Below are 17,425 nucleotides of genomic sequence, written 5' to 3' on the forward strand. Positions count from 1 at the left end.
GGTACTTTCATTATCGCTGTTTGGACGCATTCCGTCAGCAAATTAGCATGCTTTTTAAGCAATGATTAACTAATGCTCCCGCTGCGCCACGGCCCGGCTGTTGAGGTGATCATAAAGCGCGCCTTCACGTAAGCCAAACTGGGAAAAGGTCAGCCGATCGGAATCAAGATACCGGATCATGGAAATCACCGGCACCAAGCCGCCCACAATAATGTCCGCCCGATACTTCGCTAATCCTGGAATGGCTTCCCGGGTCGCCAGATCAGAACTCAGAATCTCTTTAAAAATATTGTTCGCTTGCTGGGTTGGCATCCGATAACCATGAATCGCTTCGAAATCCGCAAGTTTTTCTTTGCGGCGCTCGATTTTGGCTAATGTCCGGTTACTCCCACCCAGTGCCACAATTGGCAGATTCTGGGCTCGCCGCAGCCACCAAACGCTATTGAAAGTTTGGTGAATGAACGTACTCAAGGAAAAATACTCCGCTGCCGAAATAACATCCGGGCTCAAAAAGCGTTCGGACAAATTGACCGACCCGAATGGAATCGATACCAGATGCTGAAGCTTACGATTCTGCACCAAAACCAGTTCAGTCGATGCGCCGCCAGTATCCATGATTAAGGCGTTTTGAATCGGCAGCGTATTGACCACCCCTAAAAAGTCATACTCGGCTTCACGCGTGCCGGGAATCACGCTAATCGTCAAGCCAGCCTCGTTTTTGACCCGCTTAAGAAAGGCCTTTTGGTTCTTGGCTTGGCGAACCGCTGCCGTGGCAACGGCTTTTAAGGAAATATCTTCATACTTATCCAGTTCGGCTTTGAACCCTTGTAACGCCTTCAACGTTCGGTCCATGGCTGCTGGCTGAAGGGTTCGCGACGTCCCCATATCTTCAGACAAGCGCACCATTTCCTTGAGTCGCTTGACCGGTTTCACGACTTCCTGATCAATCGACCAGATCGTCATCCGGGCAGAATTACTGCCAAGGTCAATTACTGCGAAGTGATGCGTCATGCATCATCATCCTCCTTTGGTGCCGTCATGGGAATAAATGCGTGCGTTGCGTGCAAATCCTCAGGTGCCTGATCGATTTCTTCACGCCGCAATGCTTCACCCATGGCGACAGCATGTTTAATGAAATAAGCCTGTGCATTAAGCTTGGTCACGCCGCGCAATTGCACGCGGGTCCAAGTGCTATCCGGCTGGAGAATGCGGGTTTTAACATTATCGTCCCACATAATCCCGAAGATCTTGATGATGCGCTCGCGAATATCGTCTTGTAGAATCGGGAAAAGCAGCTCCACGCGTCGACTTAAATTGCGATTCATCAAATCAGCTGAGGAAAGATAGACGTTTTCCTGACCATCCGCGTAAAAGTAATAAATTCGGCTGTGTTCCAGCAACTGACCGACAATCGAATGAACGGTGATGTTATCCGAAACGCCGGGAATCCCGACTTTCAAGTTGCAAATGCCGCGAACCAGCAGATGGATTTCGACCCCGGCATGCGAGGCTTCATAAAGCTTCTCGATCATGGCAGTGTCGGACAGCGAATTCATCTTCATCTGGATCAAGGCTTTACGACCGGCTTTAGCAGCAGCGATTTCCTCGTCAATTCGATCCATCAGATAGTCGCGAATGCCAAGTGGTGCGATGACCAGCTTGTGGAAATACGGTGGTTCCGAAAAGCCGGACAGCATGTTGAAAATATTCGATGCATCTTCCCCGATTTCGTTGTTGCAGGTGAACAATCCCATATCGGTGTAAAGTCGGGCGGTGACGTCGTTGTAATTCCCGGTCGCCATGTGCATGTAACGTTTGATGCCTTCTTCTTCGCGCCGCACAACAAGCGCCAACTTACAATGGGTTTTGAGGCCAACCAAACCATAAATGACGTGGCAGCCAGCATGTTCAAGTTCTTGCGCCCAATGCACGTTGTTTTCTTCGTCGAATCGAGCTTTCAATTCGACTAAGACAGTGACCTGCTTACCATTTTCAGCGGCCTGCTTCAGGTAACGGATAATCGGCGATTTGCTCGACACGCGATACAAGGTCATTTTCACCGCTAAGACTTGCGGATCCTGGGCAGCTTCACGGATAAAATCAATGACTGGCTGAAAACTGTCATAGGGATGCTGCATAAACACATCGCGTTCCTTGATGACGTCAAAGATCGATTCGCGCTCAAACGCCGGATCCATATAAGGCGTGAATGGTTTAAACAAAAGCTCTTTATGGCCGTGAACCTGCTTCACAAGCTTGCTGAGAAAATTCAGATCGATCGGCCCATGAATTTCGTAAATGTCTTCGTCTTTGACATTCATCGCCTTGGTCAGCCGCTTCCGCAGGTGTTTGCCCATGCCTGCCTCAATTTCCAGGCGCATCACCTTGCCGCGCTGACGTTTTTTAAGTTGTGACTGAATCTCTTTCATCAGGTCGGAAGCATCTTCTTCAGCCACGTCCATATCCATATCGCGGGTTACGCGGAATGTCGCCGTTTCCTTGATATCGGCGCCGACGAACAACTCACCGACGAACATTCGGATGACTTCTTCGAGTAAAATAAATACGTTATCGCCACCAGGCAGCCGCAAAACGCGTGGAAACACATCCGGCACCTGAACCATGGCAAACGAACGCGACTTATCATCTTCGCTATCTTCTGGCCGAACCAGCCGAATCGCCAAGTTCAAGCTGTTGTTACCCAAGAATGGAAACGGCCGAGTCGGGTCGACTCCCATCGGCGTCAGAACCGGATAAAGTTCATAGTGAAAATAGTCTGACACAAAATCCCGCTGCTTCTGGTTCAAGTCGCTAGGATGCAGTAATTGAATATCCACTGCCGCCAATTTTGGCGTCAACGATCGCACCAATGTGTTGTATTGCTTTTCCACCATGGCGTGCGCCGTTTTGGAAATTGCATCAAGTTGTTCCTGCGGCTTCATGCCGGCTGCATCCGGTTTGTCATAATTGACCGTCACCATTTTCTTTAATGAAGCAACCCGAATGTTGAAGAACTCGTCCAGATTACTTTGGGTGATGCCCAGAAAACGGACGCGTTCCAACAATGGATTATTTTTATCTCGCGCTTCTTCTAACACCCGATCATTAAACGCAAGCCAACTTAGCTCGCGGTTATTAAAATAGCGTGGTTTAGAAAAATCAAGCTTCTTCATAGTGTGTTTCGTCCTTTCAACTCAAGCCCTACTCCGAAAACCTCCGAGAAAAATTTTCCTTTTCGTGCCAACGTCCATCGTTCCAGCTCAATGTCATCATTCACTTTAGCTGACAACAAGACTTTGTTTGGCTTCACTGAGACGCGCAGTTGTTGAATTTTCTGCTGGCGGGAGGCATCGAGGCTGTCGGCTACGCGCAAAATCGCGGACAGTTTCGCGACGACTAACCGGTTTTCGGTTGACATCATCGGAAAATTCTTCAAGTCTGACTGTGGCGTCACCGAGCTGTGGAAGCGGGTAATCGTTGCGACCATCGTCACTTCTAACTCGTTTAAACCCATAATTTCTGAAGCCATAATAATGTAATTCGAGTGGGCATAATGCTTGTGGGTTTCAATGTAACTGCCAATATCGCTCACAGTCGCCGCCACTTCCAGCAACAGGCGTTCACGTTTGCCCATCCCATGCAGTTTCTTGAGCCGATCAAAAAGCTGCAACGCAAACGTGCGCGTCGCTTCCATATGTTTGTCGTCGACCTGATAACGTTTGGCTAAATTATTAGCGCTGATGACAATTTCTTCATCAGGATCGAAGCCGAGTTTTTTAAACCCGCCAGCGTGCGCCGCGTGGACTTCGAGGCCATCAATCGCTTTGAGATCCGAAATCCAGATTGATTGGCTATTCAGTGTTTCGATCAGACGATACACAAGCAAAACCGTTGGCAACACCAGCGATGTTTGACTTGAGGTCAGATCATAAGTATCGGCAAGGTACTGGTCGGACGCTTTCGTCACTTCATCGTAAAGCATGTCAAAGCCCGGCCGATCGGTTTCGACCTGCCGTTTGCCTTCCGGGATCAGATTTTGAAAAATCGACAAACTGCTGCCCATCAAAATCATGTTGGTATACTCAACCCCTTGCGGCAGCAAGCGCATGAAGTCCAGTAAGCGGCTGTCGATATAATCACGCATAACTTCGACATAATTCGTCACCGAGCGTTGAACATCGCTCATAATCTCGTACACCCGCAACGGCCCTAAGGACAAGTTACGGGAAAAGCCAAAGGTTCCTTGGCAAAACGTTGTCAATTCAACCGAACCGGAGCTGATATCGATCAACACCGTTCCTTTTTGCGTGATCGAGGCAAACTGTGGGAATTTAACCATAATGGCCTGCGTACGGAAAAAGGCCTCTTCCGATAATGAAGTTGTCCGGATCAGCCAACCGGTGCGGGTATAAAGTTGGTCCCGAACAAACTCGGCATTGTCCGCCTCAGCCCAGCTAGTACTGGCATAAACGTTAACCGTCGTCACGCCATAGTCCTTAAAAATCTGATTAATGGCATCAAACGCCTGCACAATGGTATCAACGGTTTCAGGGAGGATTTCGTGTTCGGCATAAAAATCATCCCCGATGGCAACTGGATATTTACCGCGTTCAATTGTTTTAAGTGTCCTTAAATTCGTGATGCTAAAAACGATGGATTGTGCACCGATCATCGCGAATCCCTGTATATTATTTGCCATGTCCGTTCCGTCCATTCTTTTTAAATTCACCAAAACCGAACCGTTCATCCTAATGCCATCATAGCACGGCATATTTTGGTTGCATGAGTTTTTAGCCAAGCCTTATTTATCTGCTTAGCCACTCCAATTCAAGTTTACCAAATATTTAGCCGATACTTCGCCGAATTTGGCGTAGATTCACAACTTCTTCCAATTATTTCGCTATCATATGGAGGCTAGGCCAATGTGACCCAGTATGACCACGGTTTATATAAAAATATGCGATTGTCGCCATCTTTTTGCGCAATCGCCAATATTTTTGTGATAATCTTAGACCATCATGAAACGACGCTGAAGGAAGTCTCACTTTTGACGCTGATCAACCTTCGTCACTCTGGAAAAGGCGATATCGGCTGTACTTTTTCCTTATAAAAAGAGCCTGACTACATCGTCCACATTTAACTTTACATAAAGGGAGTCTCTCATGAAGAATCACCTTGATGACATCACCAAACTTATGGCGCTTGGACCTACCGCTGATAGTTATGCCGTTAAACGTCGCCAAACTGCTCATCGCATTGCCATTGCCGACGCGTGGCAAGTTCAAGCCGGTGAAAATATTCTGGAAATCGGTTGCGGCCAAGGCGACTTGAGTGCGGTTTTGGCTGATCGTGTTGGTTCCAGCGGCCACGTTACCGGTGTCGATATTGCCTCCCGCGATTATGGGGCACCATTGACATTGGGACAGGCTTGGGATCACTTGTTGAATGGTCCGCTCGCCAGTCGGTTAACGGTGCATTTTAATACGGATCTTACGAGCAGTCTCGGCACGCTGGCGGATCAGCATTTTGACCGGATCGTTATGGCTCATAGCCTTTGGTATTTTGAATCGGCCAATGCTTTGGCGCTGCTCTTGAACAATCTGCGCACGATTGGTGATTTTGTGGATGTTGCCGAATGGTCGCTTCAGCCCACGGCGCTTAATCAAATCGGTCACTTGCAGGCGGCGATGGTTCAGGGACTGCTTTATGCGATTGCCCCCAGTGATGTCGCCAATATTCGCACGTTGATCACGCCTGACACTTTGATCCAAATAGCCCACGATCACACTTGGACTTATACCGCCGGCCGCCTCCTCGAAGATCCGGATTTAGATGATGCCCGGTGGGAAATCGCGACTACCAATGCCTTGCTGACAGAGCTGAAGTTAAGTACCAATTTGCGTGATCGCGTCAAGCCACAGCTGGAAGCAATGCACCACAATGGGACCGCTACCCTGCCAACTTTTACTGGCCGCATCACATTTTAATTGCCAAGAAAGTCGATGATGAACGATGATCGAATTTAAACCGGCAACTGCCGCTGACTTGCCAAAAATAGTCGCGATTTACAACGAAACCATTCCGACGCATCGCGCAACCGCGGATCTACAACCGCAAACCGTGGCGCAAAAGTCGGCGTGGTTCGCCGCGCACAATGCCCATTTTCCGGCGTGGGTGATCCAAAACCACCACCAAACTGTCGGCTGGCTGACGCTCTCGGCTTACAGCGACCGTACGGCATATGACCAGACGGCCGAAATCAGCTTGTACCTTGACCAAGCCGCCCGCGGCCATCACGTCGGCACCGCCGCGCTGGCTTTCGTTGATCACGAAGCCCCTGCCCACGGCCTGACCACCGTTATTGCCCGCATCTTCGGCCACAACCAAGCAAGCCGCCACTTATTTCAAAAATTTGGCTACGAACACTGGGGTCACTTACCGGCGATCGCAACCTTGCCAGAAGGCCACGCGGATCTAGAGGTTTATGGTAAGCATTTTGGGATATAGGCCCGTAAATAGAAACAGACAAATGAGTTTCAGCCGCAGTATTTGCGAAACTCATTTGTCTGTTTTTTGGTAGCCTTGAATAACGGCAACTCACTCTTGCTCACCGGCAAGGGTGTCTTCCTGTTGCCTAATGCGTCGCATGGTGCGGACGTAAGAGCTGACCAGCACTAATACGCTGCCGAACCATGCCAAGGGATTGGCAGCGGACGCACCGGCGAAACCAAATGGGACGACTAGGAAAATTGCGGCAAACGCCCGCATGCCGAGTTCAAAGAAGCCGGCAACAGTTGGTACCAGCGTCTGGCCTAAACCTTGCAACAAATTGCGAATCGTGAACAGAATCGCCAACAACCAATACATGCTGGCATTGTAATGGAAATACGTCTGGGCCAAAGCCGTGACCGCTGGCTGATTCGGGCCAAGGAACAAGTTAACGAGCGGTTTACTGAAAATAATAATCAAGGCCCCTAAAACCAGCGATAAGCCAACGTTAACAACCAGCGTTTGGTAAACGCCGCGGCGGATGCGGCCATAGGCTTTTGCACCCAGGTTCTGGGCCGCAAACGTGGCCATGGCCACTCCGAAAGAAGCGGAAGGCAACGTTGCCAGCTGATCAATCCGTCCAGCCGCCGTGTACGCTGCGACCGCGTTGGTGCCAAGTGTGTTGAGCATGACCTGTAAAATCACTGCCCCAATGGCAATGATGGACATTTGAAAGCCCATCGGCAGGCCCACTTTTAGATGGCGTAAAATATCCTGCCAATCGATTCGCAAGTCCCGGCGCCGGATCACCAATAGCGGAATTCGCAAGCGGATATATACCCAGCACAGCAATGCCGCGATCACTTGCGCACTGACAGTTGCGTAACCGGCACCGGCAACCCCGGAATGAAAACCAAGGATGAACCAGAAGTCCAACGCAATATTGATGATGGTCGCGATAATCAGGAAGATCAGCGGTGTGCGCGAATCACCTAATGCCCGTAACATATTGCTCAGCAAATTAAACACCATTGACGCAATGATGCCAAAGTAAATGACCCGCACGAAGGCAATCGAATCGTCCATGATGTCCGGCGGCGTCTGCATCACCGCAAGTAACGGCCGGGTCATAGTGACCGCGCCGACCGTCAGAATCAGGGAAATACCAAGCGTAATCCAGACACTCGTCCCAAAACTCCGGCGCACCCGCCGATAATCGTGAGCACCATAAGCTTGTGCCGTTAAGATCGACAATCCTGCCGTTGTGCCTTGGGCAAAGCCGATAATTAAAAAAACAATACTAGATGTTGCACCGACAGCTGCCAAAGCATCTTTGCCAATCGTCCGGCCAACAATCAGCGCATCCATAAAACTGTAAAGTTGTTGAAAAAGATTCCCGATTAACAGTGGGATCGTAAACAACACGATGAGTTTTAATGGTTTGCCAATTGTTAAATTGCGCATATCTAACCTCCAAAATTTGTAATGTTTGTCTGACTGCGGGTGGGGGAAGGCAAAGCTTCTTTCTTACTCCCATAACGCGCTCACCGGCGCAGAAGCCTGCACATAAGGACCTCGAGCCTAAATGGCCAAAGACCAGCCATTTAGGCTCGAGGCCACTTATGCTCCGGCTTCTAACCGCGCCGGTTCGCGCTTAACAATTTCACCACCATAGCACAAAAAACCAGACAGCTGAATAACTGTCTGGTAAATGAAACATATTTGCAATCAAACGTCGGCGCCACCGCCACCGGAGCTGCCGCCGCCCCAGCTTGAGCCACCACCGGATCCGCCACCAAAGCCACCGCCGAAACCGCCTCCGCCGCCTCTTCGGCCTGCGGAGAGCAAGGCGTCGATGATGAGCCATAGCCAGAAACCGCTATCGCCATCGCGGCGGCGACCTCCGCGGCCACCACCGCCACGGCCGCCGAAGATGACTGCAACAACGACAACCGCCAGGAAAATTAAAATGATTTTCCCTAATAAACTGCCACCTTGACTGTGGCCTGTGCTGCGATACTGATTCATGGTTTCATCAGGCACCGTGTTCTGGTCTTTAGGAAACTTGTATTTCTTATCAATCACGGTCGCAACGGCATTAAACACCTTGCGCAACGCTCGGTTTAAATCCGCCTTGTTGTGTGACTTAATCGATTTCAGATTGCTGTCTAGAATCTGTCCGGCCAAGGCATCCGGCAAATCGCCTTCGAGACCATAGCCCACTTCGATCCGCAGATTTTGCTTACCGTTATTGTCGGCATACAGAATCAGGACACCATTATCGGTACCCTTTTTACCAATGCCCCACTTTTGGAATAAATCCGGAGCATAATCCGACAACGGATCGCCGTGGGTGGACTTCAAAGCAGCGACCGCAATTTGCGGCTGCTGCTTGGTTCCCTGATAGTAGCGATTCTTTTGGTCGACTAATTGCTTGGTAGTATTGTCAAGGTATTGATCCTGATCCAGGTAGTAATGGTCAGTCGGTCGTGCCGGCAGATCCTCGGCCGCTGCCACCGGATGGGCTGCACCGGCAAACAGCAGCAAGCCCGTCAGCGCGGCGAATAACCACGCTAAATGCCTGCGCATGGCGCCACCTACTTCCCGGAGCTGGAGCTATTACTTGAAAAATCAACGCTTGGTACCGTCTGGGCTGACGGGGTAGCTTTGAAGGTATCCTTCTTACCCAAGCCCATCATGCTGGCAAAAATGTTCTTCGGGAACGTTACAACACTTTGATTGTAATCACGCACTTGGTCAATATAGCGTTTACGTTCAACCGAAATCCGGTTTTCACTACCTTCAAGCTGCGTCATCAACGTGTTTACCTGATTGCTGCTTTGCAAACTCGGATAGTTTTCCTTGATGACGTTAATCAAGGTGCCCACGCTCTTATTCAGCTGGTCATCGGCCTTGGCCTTGCCAGTCGTTGTGTTTGCGTTCGCATAGGACTTGCGGGCTTCGGCAATTTCACCAAAAACCTTTTGTTCCTGACCCATCTGGCCTTTAACGGCATTGACCAGGTTAGGCACCAAATCGGCGCGTCGCTGCATGACGTTTTCAACTTGGCTCCATTGCGCTTCAACCGCCTGATTCTGCTTTGCTAATGAGTTATACGTGCCAATGCCAAAAATCAGGCAAATGGCCACAATCACGCCAAGCACGATACTTGTCACTGCAACTGGACTTAGTCGTTTCGTTTTCATCATTCAATTCTCCTCTGGGACGTACCTCGGCAGCAAAAAATCGTCGCTAGGCCAATTCGCGTCCGTAATCAAGTTTTTCACTTCCCTTTTATTTTACCATGCCGGTACCAATCGACATCCGGCTAAAGACGGATCTGGTTATTTGAAGTAGTTGAAACCGATGGCATCGCGAACTTCCTGCAGGGTTTGATTGGCGACCACATTGGCCTTAGCTGAGCCCTGTTTGAGCATTTCCGCAACCGCACCCATATCTTCCGCGTAATGGGCCCGCCGCGTACGAATCGGTTCAAGCACCGCTTCCATGACATCGATCAGGTAGCGCTTGATTTTGACATCCCCTAAGCCGCCGTGTTGATACTGCTCCTTCAACTTGGCCACCTGCGCCTTATCCGGATCAAAAATGTCCAGATAAGTAAACACGACATTGCCTTCAACTTTGCCGGGATCTTCCACATGAATGTGATTAGGGTCGGTATACATCGACATAATCTTCTTCTTAACGGTATCGGCATCATCCGCCAAATAAATACCGTTGTTGAGGCTCTTGCTCATTTTCGCATTACCGTCAATGCCAGGAAGGCGCCCTAAACCTTTTGGCGGAAAATAGCCTTCTGGTTCGACTAATACATCTTTGTGATAAGTACGGTTAAAAGTCCGCACGATTTCGCGGGTTTGTTCCAGCATCGGTTCCTGGTCATCTCCGACTGGCACGGTTGTCGCCTTAAACGCCGTTATATCGGCTGCCTGACTGACCGGATAAATGAAAAAGCCGGCCGGAACACTATCACCGAATGCCTTTTGTTTAATTTCTGCCTTCACGGTCGGATTGCGTTCCAAACGATTGACGGTCACCAAGTCGAGATAGTAAGCGGTCAATTCAAACAGCGCCGGAATCTGGCTCTGGACCAAGATCGTTGTCTTGTCAGGATCAATCCCGACCGCCAGATAATCCAACGCGACTTCCAGCAGCGAATGCCGGATTTTCTCCGGATCATTCGCGTTGTCCGTCAGCGCCTGCGTATCCGCTATCATCACAAAAGTCTCGTAGTCGCCTGAATTCTGCAACTCAACCCGATTCTTTAATGAGCCAATATAATGGCCAATATGCAACCGTCCTGTTGGCCGATCACCAGTTAAAATCACTTTTTTTGCCATGTCAGCTACCTCCTTCAATTAAAAAAGGCGCCCTATGTCATTGCAACATAGGACGCCTGCGCGCGGTACCACCTAATTTGTCCGACTTGCGGACCACTCTTGGCTTAAGGCGCACCCACCGAACATAACCCAAACGACCCAACTTTACCTATCCCGGCCACCGGCTTCACAGCACCGCCGACTCTCTTGAGACCACTTGGATAGACTACTCATCGTTTGGGTGAATATGAGTTTAGGTTAGCCAACTATTGCAGTGATGTCAACAGCAAGAGCGTGAACTCGCGCCATGCAACTCAACCAACTTAAAACAAATACTGCAAGTCACTCTGCGCACTCGGATAAGCATAGATCTGATTAAGCTCAGCTGGCTGTTTACCTGCGTCAATGGCTGCGGCGAAAGTATTGATCAGATCTTCGGCTAGGCTGGCGAGTACAACCGCACCGGCGAGATGGCCGGTTGTTTTGTCGACAATCGTCCACACTTGTGCTTCTGGATCCTGCAGACGGTGATAGGTGTACCATTGGGTGGTATCGTTATGAACCACCTGATACCGATCAGGCGCAGCTTCTGCGTCTTCGAGGGCCACGCCGACTTTGGCAAGCTCGGTCGGTCCAAAGACAATCGTTGGGATCGCAGGATAATGAATCGGCTCCTGATCACCCAGAATCTGGCTGGCCACATAGCGTCCTTCAAATCCGGCAACTGGTGTCAGTTTCGGTTGCGGCTTCAAATTCACATCGCCGAGCGCATAGATATTTGGAACAACCGTGCGCAAATGATCATCCACCGGAATCCCGCGGGTGTCCGCCCTAATCCCAGCATTAGCAAGACCGAGGTCAGCAACGTTGGCAATGCGCCCCATGGCCGTAATCGCCATATCGACATTCATGTCAAAATCATCCGCATGCAGATGTGTCATCGTGCCAAGCGGACTGATTTTCGTGAGTTCAACATTAGGGTGAAAATGAATGCCGGACTTAATCAACAGCTGCTTCAACGCTTCGGTGGCGACTTTTGGGAAAGCCCGCAGCAAGCGATCAGAGTGCCCGATGATATGCACTTCCGCACCGGCAGCGGCCGCAATATTGGCGAGCTCGACACTGACGTACCCGGCACCGATAAACGCGATGCTGGTCGGCAGCTCATCTAAATCCAGAAAATCGCGGCTTGTTTTCAACAAATTGGCACCGGGAATATCCGGAAAGCGTGGCGTGTGGCCAGTCGCGATGACAATATGTTCACCTGTGACATTTTGCGAACCGACTTTAACCGCGTGTTCACCGAGCAACTGTGCCCGGCCATATAATGTTTTAATGCCGGTGCGGGTTAAGCCGTTCAAAGTCCCAGCCGGAATGCCACTCGTATAACCACGCTTAAACGCCATCAAGGACGGCCAATCGATTTTAGCCGTTCCGCTAATCCCAAAACCGTTCATCCGCAAGGCGGCATTTTTCACTTCAACACCGCGATACAGCATCTTTTTCGGATCACAGCCGTAGTTGGGACAGGTGCCGCCCCACAGATCGCCTTCAATGACCAATACCTTCTGTTGCGCCGCGAGACCATAAGCAGCAGCTAAGCCACCGGGGCCGCCACCGATCACAATCGTGTCATAATCATATGCCATCACGATCACTCCGTTTCTGTATTTTGATCAACAAATGCACTTGCCAGATAAGCAACCACACTATGAGTATTGACCACAAACGTGCCATGGTCACTATTCACCTGCAACGTTTCATGTGCGTCTAACAGCGGCAATGCTTCCGCCAGCGTCAGGTTGCCGCCCACCGCGTGCCGCGCTGACTCGGCAACCGCAAACGGCGCCAGCTGACTCAAGGTCACCTGCAGCCCTTGATTGGCCTGTGCGCCCTTGAAAAGATCGGCAACAAAATCATTCGCCGGCTGGGTCGCAATCGCTTCCGGCGTGTCGACCTGCAAAAGTTTCCCACTGTGCATCACGCCGATCCGATCGCCTAGCTTCATTGCCTCCGCCATGTCATGCGTGACAAAAATCACAGTCGTTTTCATAGCGCGATGCAGTTGCAGCAACATATCCTGCAATTGGGTTCGCGAAATCGGGTCAAGGGCGGAAAACGGCTCATCCATCAACACAACTTTAGGCCGTGAAGCCAGTGCACGTAAAATACCGATCCGCTGCTGCTGGCCGCCTGAAAGTTCGCTTGGCATGCGATCACGGTATTCGGCCGGCGGTAAATCAACCATCGTCAACAGCTCATCGGTTGCCTTGCGAATCTTTTGGCGCGACCAGCCTTTCATTTCCGGAATCACGGCAATATTTTGCGCAACGCTCATGGTCGGAAACAACGCAATTTGTTGCAACACATAGCCTAGATTCCACCGCAAATCGCGAACCGGATAATCCGTGAGTGGTTTGCCGGCAAATTTAATGGTGCCGCTTGTTGGCTCAACTAGGCGATTAATCATTTTCAGCGTGGTCGTTTTGCCGCTGCCGGAGGTCCCGACCAAGACAAACAATTCACCTTGCTCCACATTCAGGCTTAAGTCATCAACGACTGGCTTTCCATCGTAGGCTTTGGTCACGTTTCCCAAGCTAATCAGTGCCATCAGCGCGCCTCCTTTAGCAGACCATGCCGGACAAGGTAACGATGCGCCACTGTTGCGGCTTTTTCGCGGCGGACACTGACCGCATAGTTCATATCCTGCATCTGCTTTTCGGTGATGTGGTTCGCCAGCTTATTTAACGCCGTGACCAAATGCGGGTGGTGCTTGGCAAAACTGTTGCGCATGAGTGGCGCGCCGCGATAAATCGGGAACAAGCCTTTGTCATCCTTCAAAGCGACAAGGTGATACTGCCGCAGTTGCGCGTCTGTCGTATAGCCGTCAGTCAGGTTAATCTGTCCCCGATCCAATGCCTGATACCGCAGCGACGGATCCATTGAGTCGACCTTGAACTGGAGGCCATATTTCTGCTTAATGCCTTTATACCCATCCTGGCGATCAATGAATTCCAAGTCGAAGCCAGCGCGAATCGACGGGGCAATTTTGGCCAAATCACTAATTGTCTTCAACTGGTAGCGCTTGGCAAAACTGGCTTTGACAACCAGCGCGTAAGTATTGTTGTACGCCATGGGTTTCAGATAACGCAGTCCTTGCTTCGCCAGTAGTTGCTGGGCCAGCGGATAATTGTTCTTACCTGCTGCCACTTGCGTCTTCTGGGCGGCAGTCGGCTTCGTCAAGCTTTCCAGCACGGTTCCGGAAAACTCAGGGTATATGTTGATCTTATCGGTTCGCAGCGCATTGTACAAGAAGCTCGTCTGGCCAAAATTCGGTTTCAGCGTCACCTTCACATCAGGGTCGGCTTTTTGGATTAATTCCTTATACATGCTAATTAAAATGTCCGGCTCACTGCCTAATTTGCCGGCAATCGTGATCGTTTCTTTAGGTGCGGTCGCCCAGTTGTAAACCTGGGTGCCAGCAAAGCCCAGTAATACAATACCAACCACGCTGACACTCAGCTTCCAATTGACTTTTTGCAGTAAATTCAGTAGCCACGAAAAGACAATCGCCAACAACGCCGCCGCCAGCGCACCCATCAAGGTCAATGAAGCATCGTTGCGATCAATGCCCAGCAGGATAAACGTCCCCAGTCCGCCGGCGCCAATCAACGCTGCCAAAGTGGCGGTCCCGATAATCAAAACCATCGCGGTGCGCACACCGGATAAAATGACCGGCAACGCAATCGGCAATTCGACTTTGAACAATTTGCGCAGTCGGCTCATGCCAAATGCATCGGCGGCTTCTTCATACGACGGATCGATATCCTGCAGTCCGATATAAGTATTTTGAAAAATCGGCAGCAGTGCGTAAACGACCAACGCAATGATCGCCGGCACCGTGCCGATACCGACGAATGGAATCAACAACCCTAACAAGGCTAATGAAGGAATTGTTTGCAAAACGCCGGTTACCTGAAGTAAAACTGCCGCTACTTTGGGATGCGTCTGTACCCAAACAGCAAGCGGAATGGCAATGATGACTGCCAAAACAAGCGCAATCAGCGATATTTCAATATGTTGTCCTAAGGCATTGAGCAATTCAACGTGGCGCTCGGAAACCGTCCGCCATAAATCAGCCATGTCAAACCTCCATTTACTTTAATTATTCATAAGTGTACCACCTTGATTTCCGATGCAACAACAAGCGTTATGTCGCATTGCTTTACTTTTCAGGCCGCTGGGCGTAAGATTATCGACACTATTTTAAACACGGAGAGGAGCGCCGTTTTTATGAAAAATGTAACCAAAGCGGAAGAGCAAGCCCGCGTCACGGCGGTTATCGAGAAGCTGAAGGCAAGGTTAGCGGCTATTCATGAGCAAATCGAAGCGGCGCACCGCGAGACCAGCCGCATTGAACGGGCTTATGGTGAAAACACGAAAGTCAACGTCACCGAAGTCGATGACCAAATGGAAACCAACGCCGCGGTTCAGCAGCAAAAAGTCATGGTCGCGCGGGCCGTTGAAAACGAAACGATCCTCAAGCACGAAGGCGATCGTCTGACGCTACTGGCAGACAATCCTTATTTTGGCCGCATTGACATCGATGAAGATGGTGAGCCAGATACCCTTTATATCGGGACGGCGACGTTCATTGATGAAAATGGCGATTTTCTGGTGTATGACTGGCGCGCGCCGATTAGTTCCATTTACTACAATGGCACGCTGGGTGATGTCACCTATGAAACGCCGGCCGGAGAACAACACGCGGTTTTGAAAAATAAGCGCCAATTCCAAATTGAACATGGTCATATCAAAACCATGTTTGATACCAACGAAACCGTCGGCGATGAAATTCTGCAGTCGGTTCTTGGCGATCAATCCGACGAATACATGAAAAACATCGTCGCGACGATTCAGTGGGAACAAAATGACATTATCCGTGACACTTCCAGTGATTTGCTCGTGGTGCAAGGAGTCGCCGGTTCCGGTAAAACCAGCGCCGTGCTGCAACGCGTTGCTTACCTGCTGTACCACAGTCGCAGCGATCTGGACGCCGATCAGATGGTGCTCTTTTCGCCAAATAGACTTTTTGCCAATTACATTTCCCAAGTGTTGCCAAGCCTTGGTGAAAAGAACATGCGGCAGGCCACGTTATTTGAATTTTTGGCCAACCGCTTCACTGGCCTCCACGTAGAAACCCTGTTCGAACGCTATGAACACGACGCGGCAGGCTTGCCAAAAGCTGCCGAAACCATTCGCCGGTTCAAAGAAGCCCCAAGTTACTTGGAAGCCATCTATGACTTTGCCAAAAACCCGGACCGCACGCCGCATTTCATCGATGTTGAGTTTAATGGTGAAACCTTCTTTTCCGCCGCTAATATTGCCAAGATTTACCAGTCACAACCAGCGCTGATGCAGCCAGTTGACAAGTTTACAGCCACTAAAAACGCCTTGATCAAACGCTTGAATGCCCGCATTCATATGGAAGCCAAGCAGGACTGGGCGCAGTTGCAGGTTTCGGATTTATCGCAAAGTGAATTAGAAACCCTGACTGCCGATCATGAATTTGCGACCGGTGAAGACGAGCAGCAATTCGTGTCGGAAGCCATTGTCTCCAAGGCGTTTGCCCCGATTTACGATGCGCTTTACAATGATCACTTCTATGATGTGTTCCAGGATTACCAACACTTCATGGCTCAAGTCGATGCCCCGGTCAGCGACTCGATTTGGCAGACCATGATCACAGCCTTTTCCGATGGGATCGAATCACATCATTTGCGTCTGGAGGATGCCGCGCCACTGCTGTATCTGCGCGATCTGAGTACCGGTAGCGGTCAAAACAGCCTGATTCAGTATGTCTTTGTCGATGAAATGCAGGATTTCAGTATGGCGCAATTGCTGTATCTGAAGCACGCGTTCCCTAAAGCAAAGTTGACGTTGCTCGGGGATGCCAAGCAGGACGTCTTTACCAGCAACTATCAGCCTAGTGACTTCATTCATGAAATCAAAGATGTTTTTGCTGGCTATAAAATTCGGCTCATTACGTTAAACAAGAGCTATCGTTCGACGCAGCCGATTACGAATTTTGCCAAAGCCTTGTTGCCTGAACACGACCATATCCAAGCCTTCAATCGCGCTGGCGACAAGCCGGAAGTTCTAACGGTTCCGCGCGCGGATGCGGCCGCGGCCTTGTCCAAGTTGGTCACGCGGCTGTTGACGGCTGATGGCACGGTGGCGATTTTAACTAAAGACGCCCAGACTGCGGATCAGCTTTACGCGACGCTCAAGCTCGACACCCCGGTCACGTTATTGTCAGCAAATGATCACAGTCTTAAAAGCGGTTGTGTCATTCTGCCGGTATACTTGGCCAAGGGGCTTGAGTTCGATGCGGTCGTCGGTTGGGATGTCTCCGCATCAACCTACCAAAATGAAGCTGATCGCGATATTCTCTATACCCTGTGCTCCCGCGCGTTGCACCATTTGGATCTGGTCGCGCTGGACGAGCCCAGTCCACTAATCACGGCATTGCCGACTGATCTCTATCGGCACGCTGCCGATGCTTCGGAGGCAAGGGTTTAGTTGTTTCGATTGTC

Annotated in this window: 14 protein-coding genes; 4 read left to right on the forward strand and 10 right to left on the reverse strand. The window is 50.3% G+C overall.

Annotated features, from left to right (window positions below; translation table 11 throughout):
- Nucleotides 1-69: 69 nt before the first annotated feature.
- The 3 genes from ppx to LACPH_RS12315 are packed head-to-tail and all read right to left on the reverse strand — an operon-like array spanning nt 70 to nt 4,699.
- Nucleotides 70-1,011, reverse strand: coding sequence for an exopolyphosphatase (gene ppx / locus LACPH_RS12305; RefSeq protein ID WP_049172805.1), 942 nt, complete (start codon nt 1,009-1,011; stop codon nt 70-72).
- A complete protein-coding gene (locus LACPH_RS12310; protein ID WP_274785094.1) occupies nt 1,008-3,173 on the reverse strand; it encodes an RNA degradosome polyphosphate kinase in 2,166 nt (721 codons plus the stop codon). Before LACPH_RS12310 ends, ppx begins: the two co-directional genes overlap by 4 nt.
- A complete protein-coding gene (locus LACPH_RS12315) occupies nt 3,170-4,699 on the reverse strand; it encodes a Ppx/GppA phosphatase family protein (protein ID WP_087913302.1) in 1,530 nt (509 codons plus the stop codon). Before LACPH_RS12315 ends, LACPH_RS12310 begins: the two co-directional genes overlap by 4 nt.
- A 225-nt stretch (nt 4,700-4,924) precedes the next feature.
- On the opposite strand from LACPH_RS12315, the gene LACPH_RS12320 reads away from it, so the two are divergent.
- From LACPH_RS12320 to LACPH_RS12330, 3 genes are read left to right on the forward strand one after another with little or no spacing between them, the layout of a single operon-like run.
- A complete protein-coding gene (locus tag LACPH_RS12320) occupies nt 4,925-5,110 on the forward strand; it encodes a hypothetical protein (RefSeq protein WP_039639913.1) in 186 nt (61 codons plus the stop codon).
- 52 nt (nt 5,111-5,162) lie between these two features.
- On the forward strand, nt 5,163-5,987 hold the full coding sequence (locus tag LACPH_RS12325) for a class I SAM-dependent methyltransferase (RefSeq protein ID WP_274785095.1): 825 nt from the start codon (nt 5,163-5,165) through the stop codon (nt 5,985-5,987).
- Nucleotides 5,988-6,012: 25 nt separating this feature from the next.
- Entirely contained in the window at nt 6,013-6,507 is a 495-nt protein-coding gene (locus LACPH_RS12330; protein ID WP_274785096.1) for a GNAT family N-acetyltransferase, read from the forward strand.
- 90 nt (nt 6,508-6,597) lie between these two features.
- Here LACPH_RS12330 and LACPH_RS12335 read toward each other — a convergent pair whose 3' ends face one another.
- From LACPH_RS12335 to LACPH_RS12365, 7 genes are all read right to left on the reverse strand, one after another.
- The gene (locus LACPH_RS12335; protein ID WP_274785097.1) at nt 6,598-7,953 is read right to left on the reverse strand and encodes an MATE family efflux transporter; all 1,356 of its coding nucleotides are present in this window, start codon (nt 7,951-7,953) and stop codon (nt 6,598-6,600) included.
- Between the two features lie 264 nt (nt 7,954-8,217).
- Nucleotides 8,218-9,078, reverse strand: coding sequence for a TPM domain-containing protein (locus tag LACPH_RS12340; RefSeq protein ID WP_274785098.1), 861 nt, complete (start codon nt 9,076-9,078; stop codon nt 8,218-8,220).
- Between the two features lie 8 nt (nt 9,079-9,086).
- Entirely contained in the window at nt 9,087-9,695 is a 609-nt protein-coding gene (locus LACPH_RS12345) for a LemA family protein (RefSeq protein WP_049172817.1), read from the reverse strand.
- A gap of 138 nt (nt 9,696-9,833) precedes the next feature.
- Nucleotides 9,834-10,850 (reverse strand): tryptophan--tRNA ligase, encoded by a 1,017-nt coding sequence (gene trpS, locus LACPH_RS12350; RefSeq protein ID WP_274785099.1) that lies wholly within the window; start codon nt 10,848-10,850, stop codon nt 9,834-9,836.
- A gap of 302 nt (nt 10,851-11,152) precedes the next feature.
- Nucleotides 11,153-12,478: a dihydrolipoyl dehydrogenase family protein gene (locus LACPH_RS12355; protein ID WP_274785100.1), complete on the reverse strand. Its 1,326-nt coding sequence runs from the start codon at nt 12,476-12,478 to the stop codon at nt 11,153-11,155.
- Nucleotides 12,479-12,483: 5 nt separating this feature from the next.
- Complete coding sequence (locus tag LACPH_RS12360) at nt 12,484-13,440, reverse strand: ABC transporter ATP-binding protein (protein ID WP_274785101.1); 957 nt, start codon at nt 13,438-13,440, stop codon at nt 12,484-12,486.
- Nucleotides 13,440-14,972 carry an ABC transporter permease/substrate-binding protein gene (locus LACPH_RS12365; protein WP_274785102.1) on the reverse strand — a complete coding sequence of 511 codons (1,533 nt, stop codon included), beginning with the start codon at nt 14,970-14,972 and terminating at the stop codon, nt 13,440-13,442. The genes LACPH_RS12360 and LACPH_RS12365 overlap by 1 nt, the downstream gene beginning before the upstream one ends.
- Nucleotides 14,973-15,122: 150 nt before the next feature.
- Between LACPH_RS12365 and helD the strand changes: the two genes are divergently transcribed.
- Nucleotides 15,123-17,411: an RNA polymerase recycling motor HelD gene (gene helD, locus LACPH_RS12370; protein ID WP_274785103.1), complete on the forward strand. Its 2,289-nt coding sequence runs from the start codon at nt 15,123-15,125 to the stop codon at nt 17,409-17,411.
- The last annotated feature ends 14 nt before the right edge of the window (nt 17,412-17,425 follow it).

The sequence above is a fragment of the Lacticaseibacillus parahuelsenbergensis genome, assembly GCF_030770265.1.
GTDB lineage: Bacteria > Bacillota > Bacilli > Lactobacillales > Lactobacillaceae > Lacticaseibacillus > Lacticaseibacillus casei.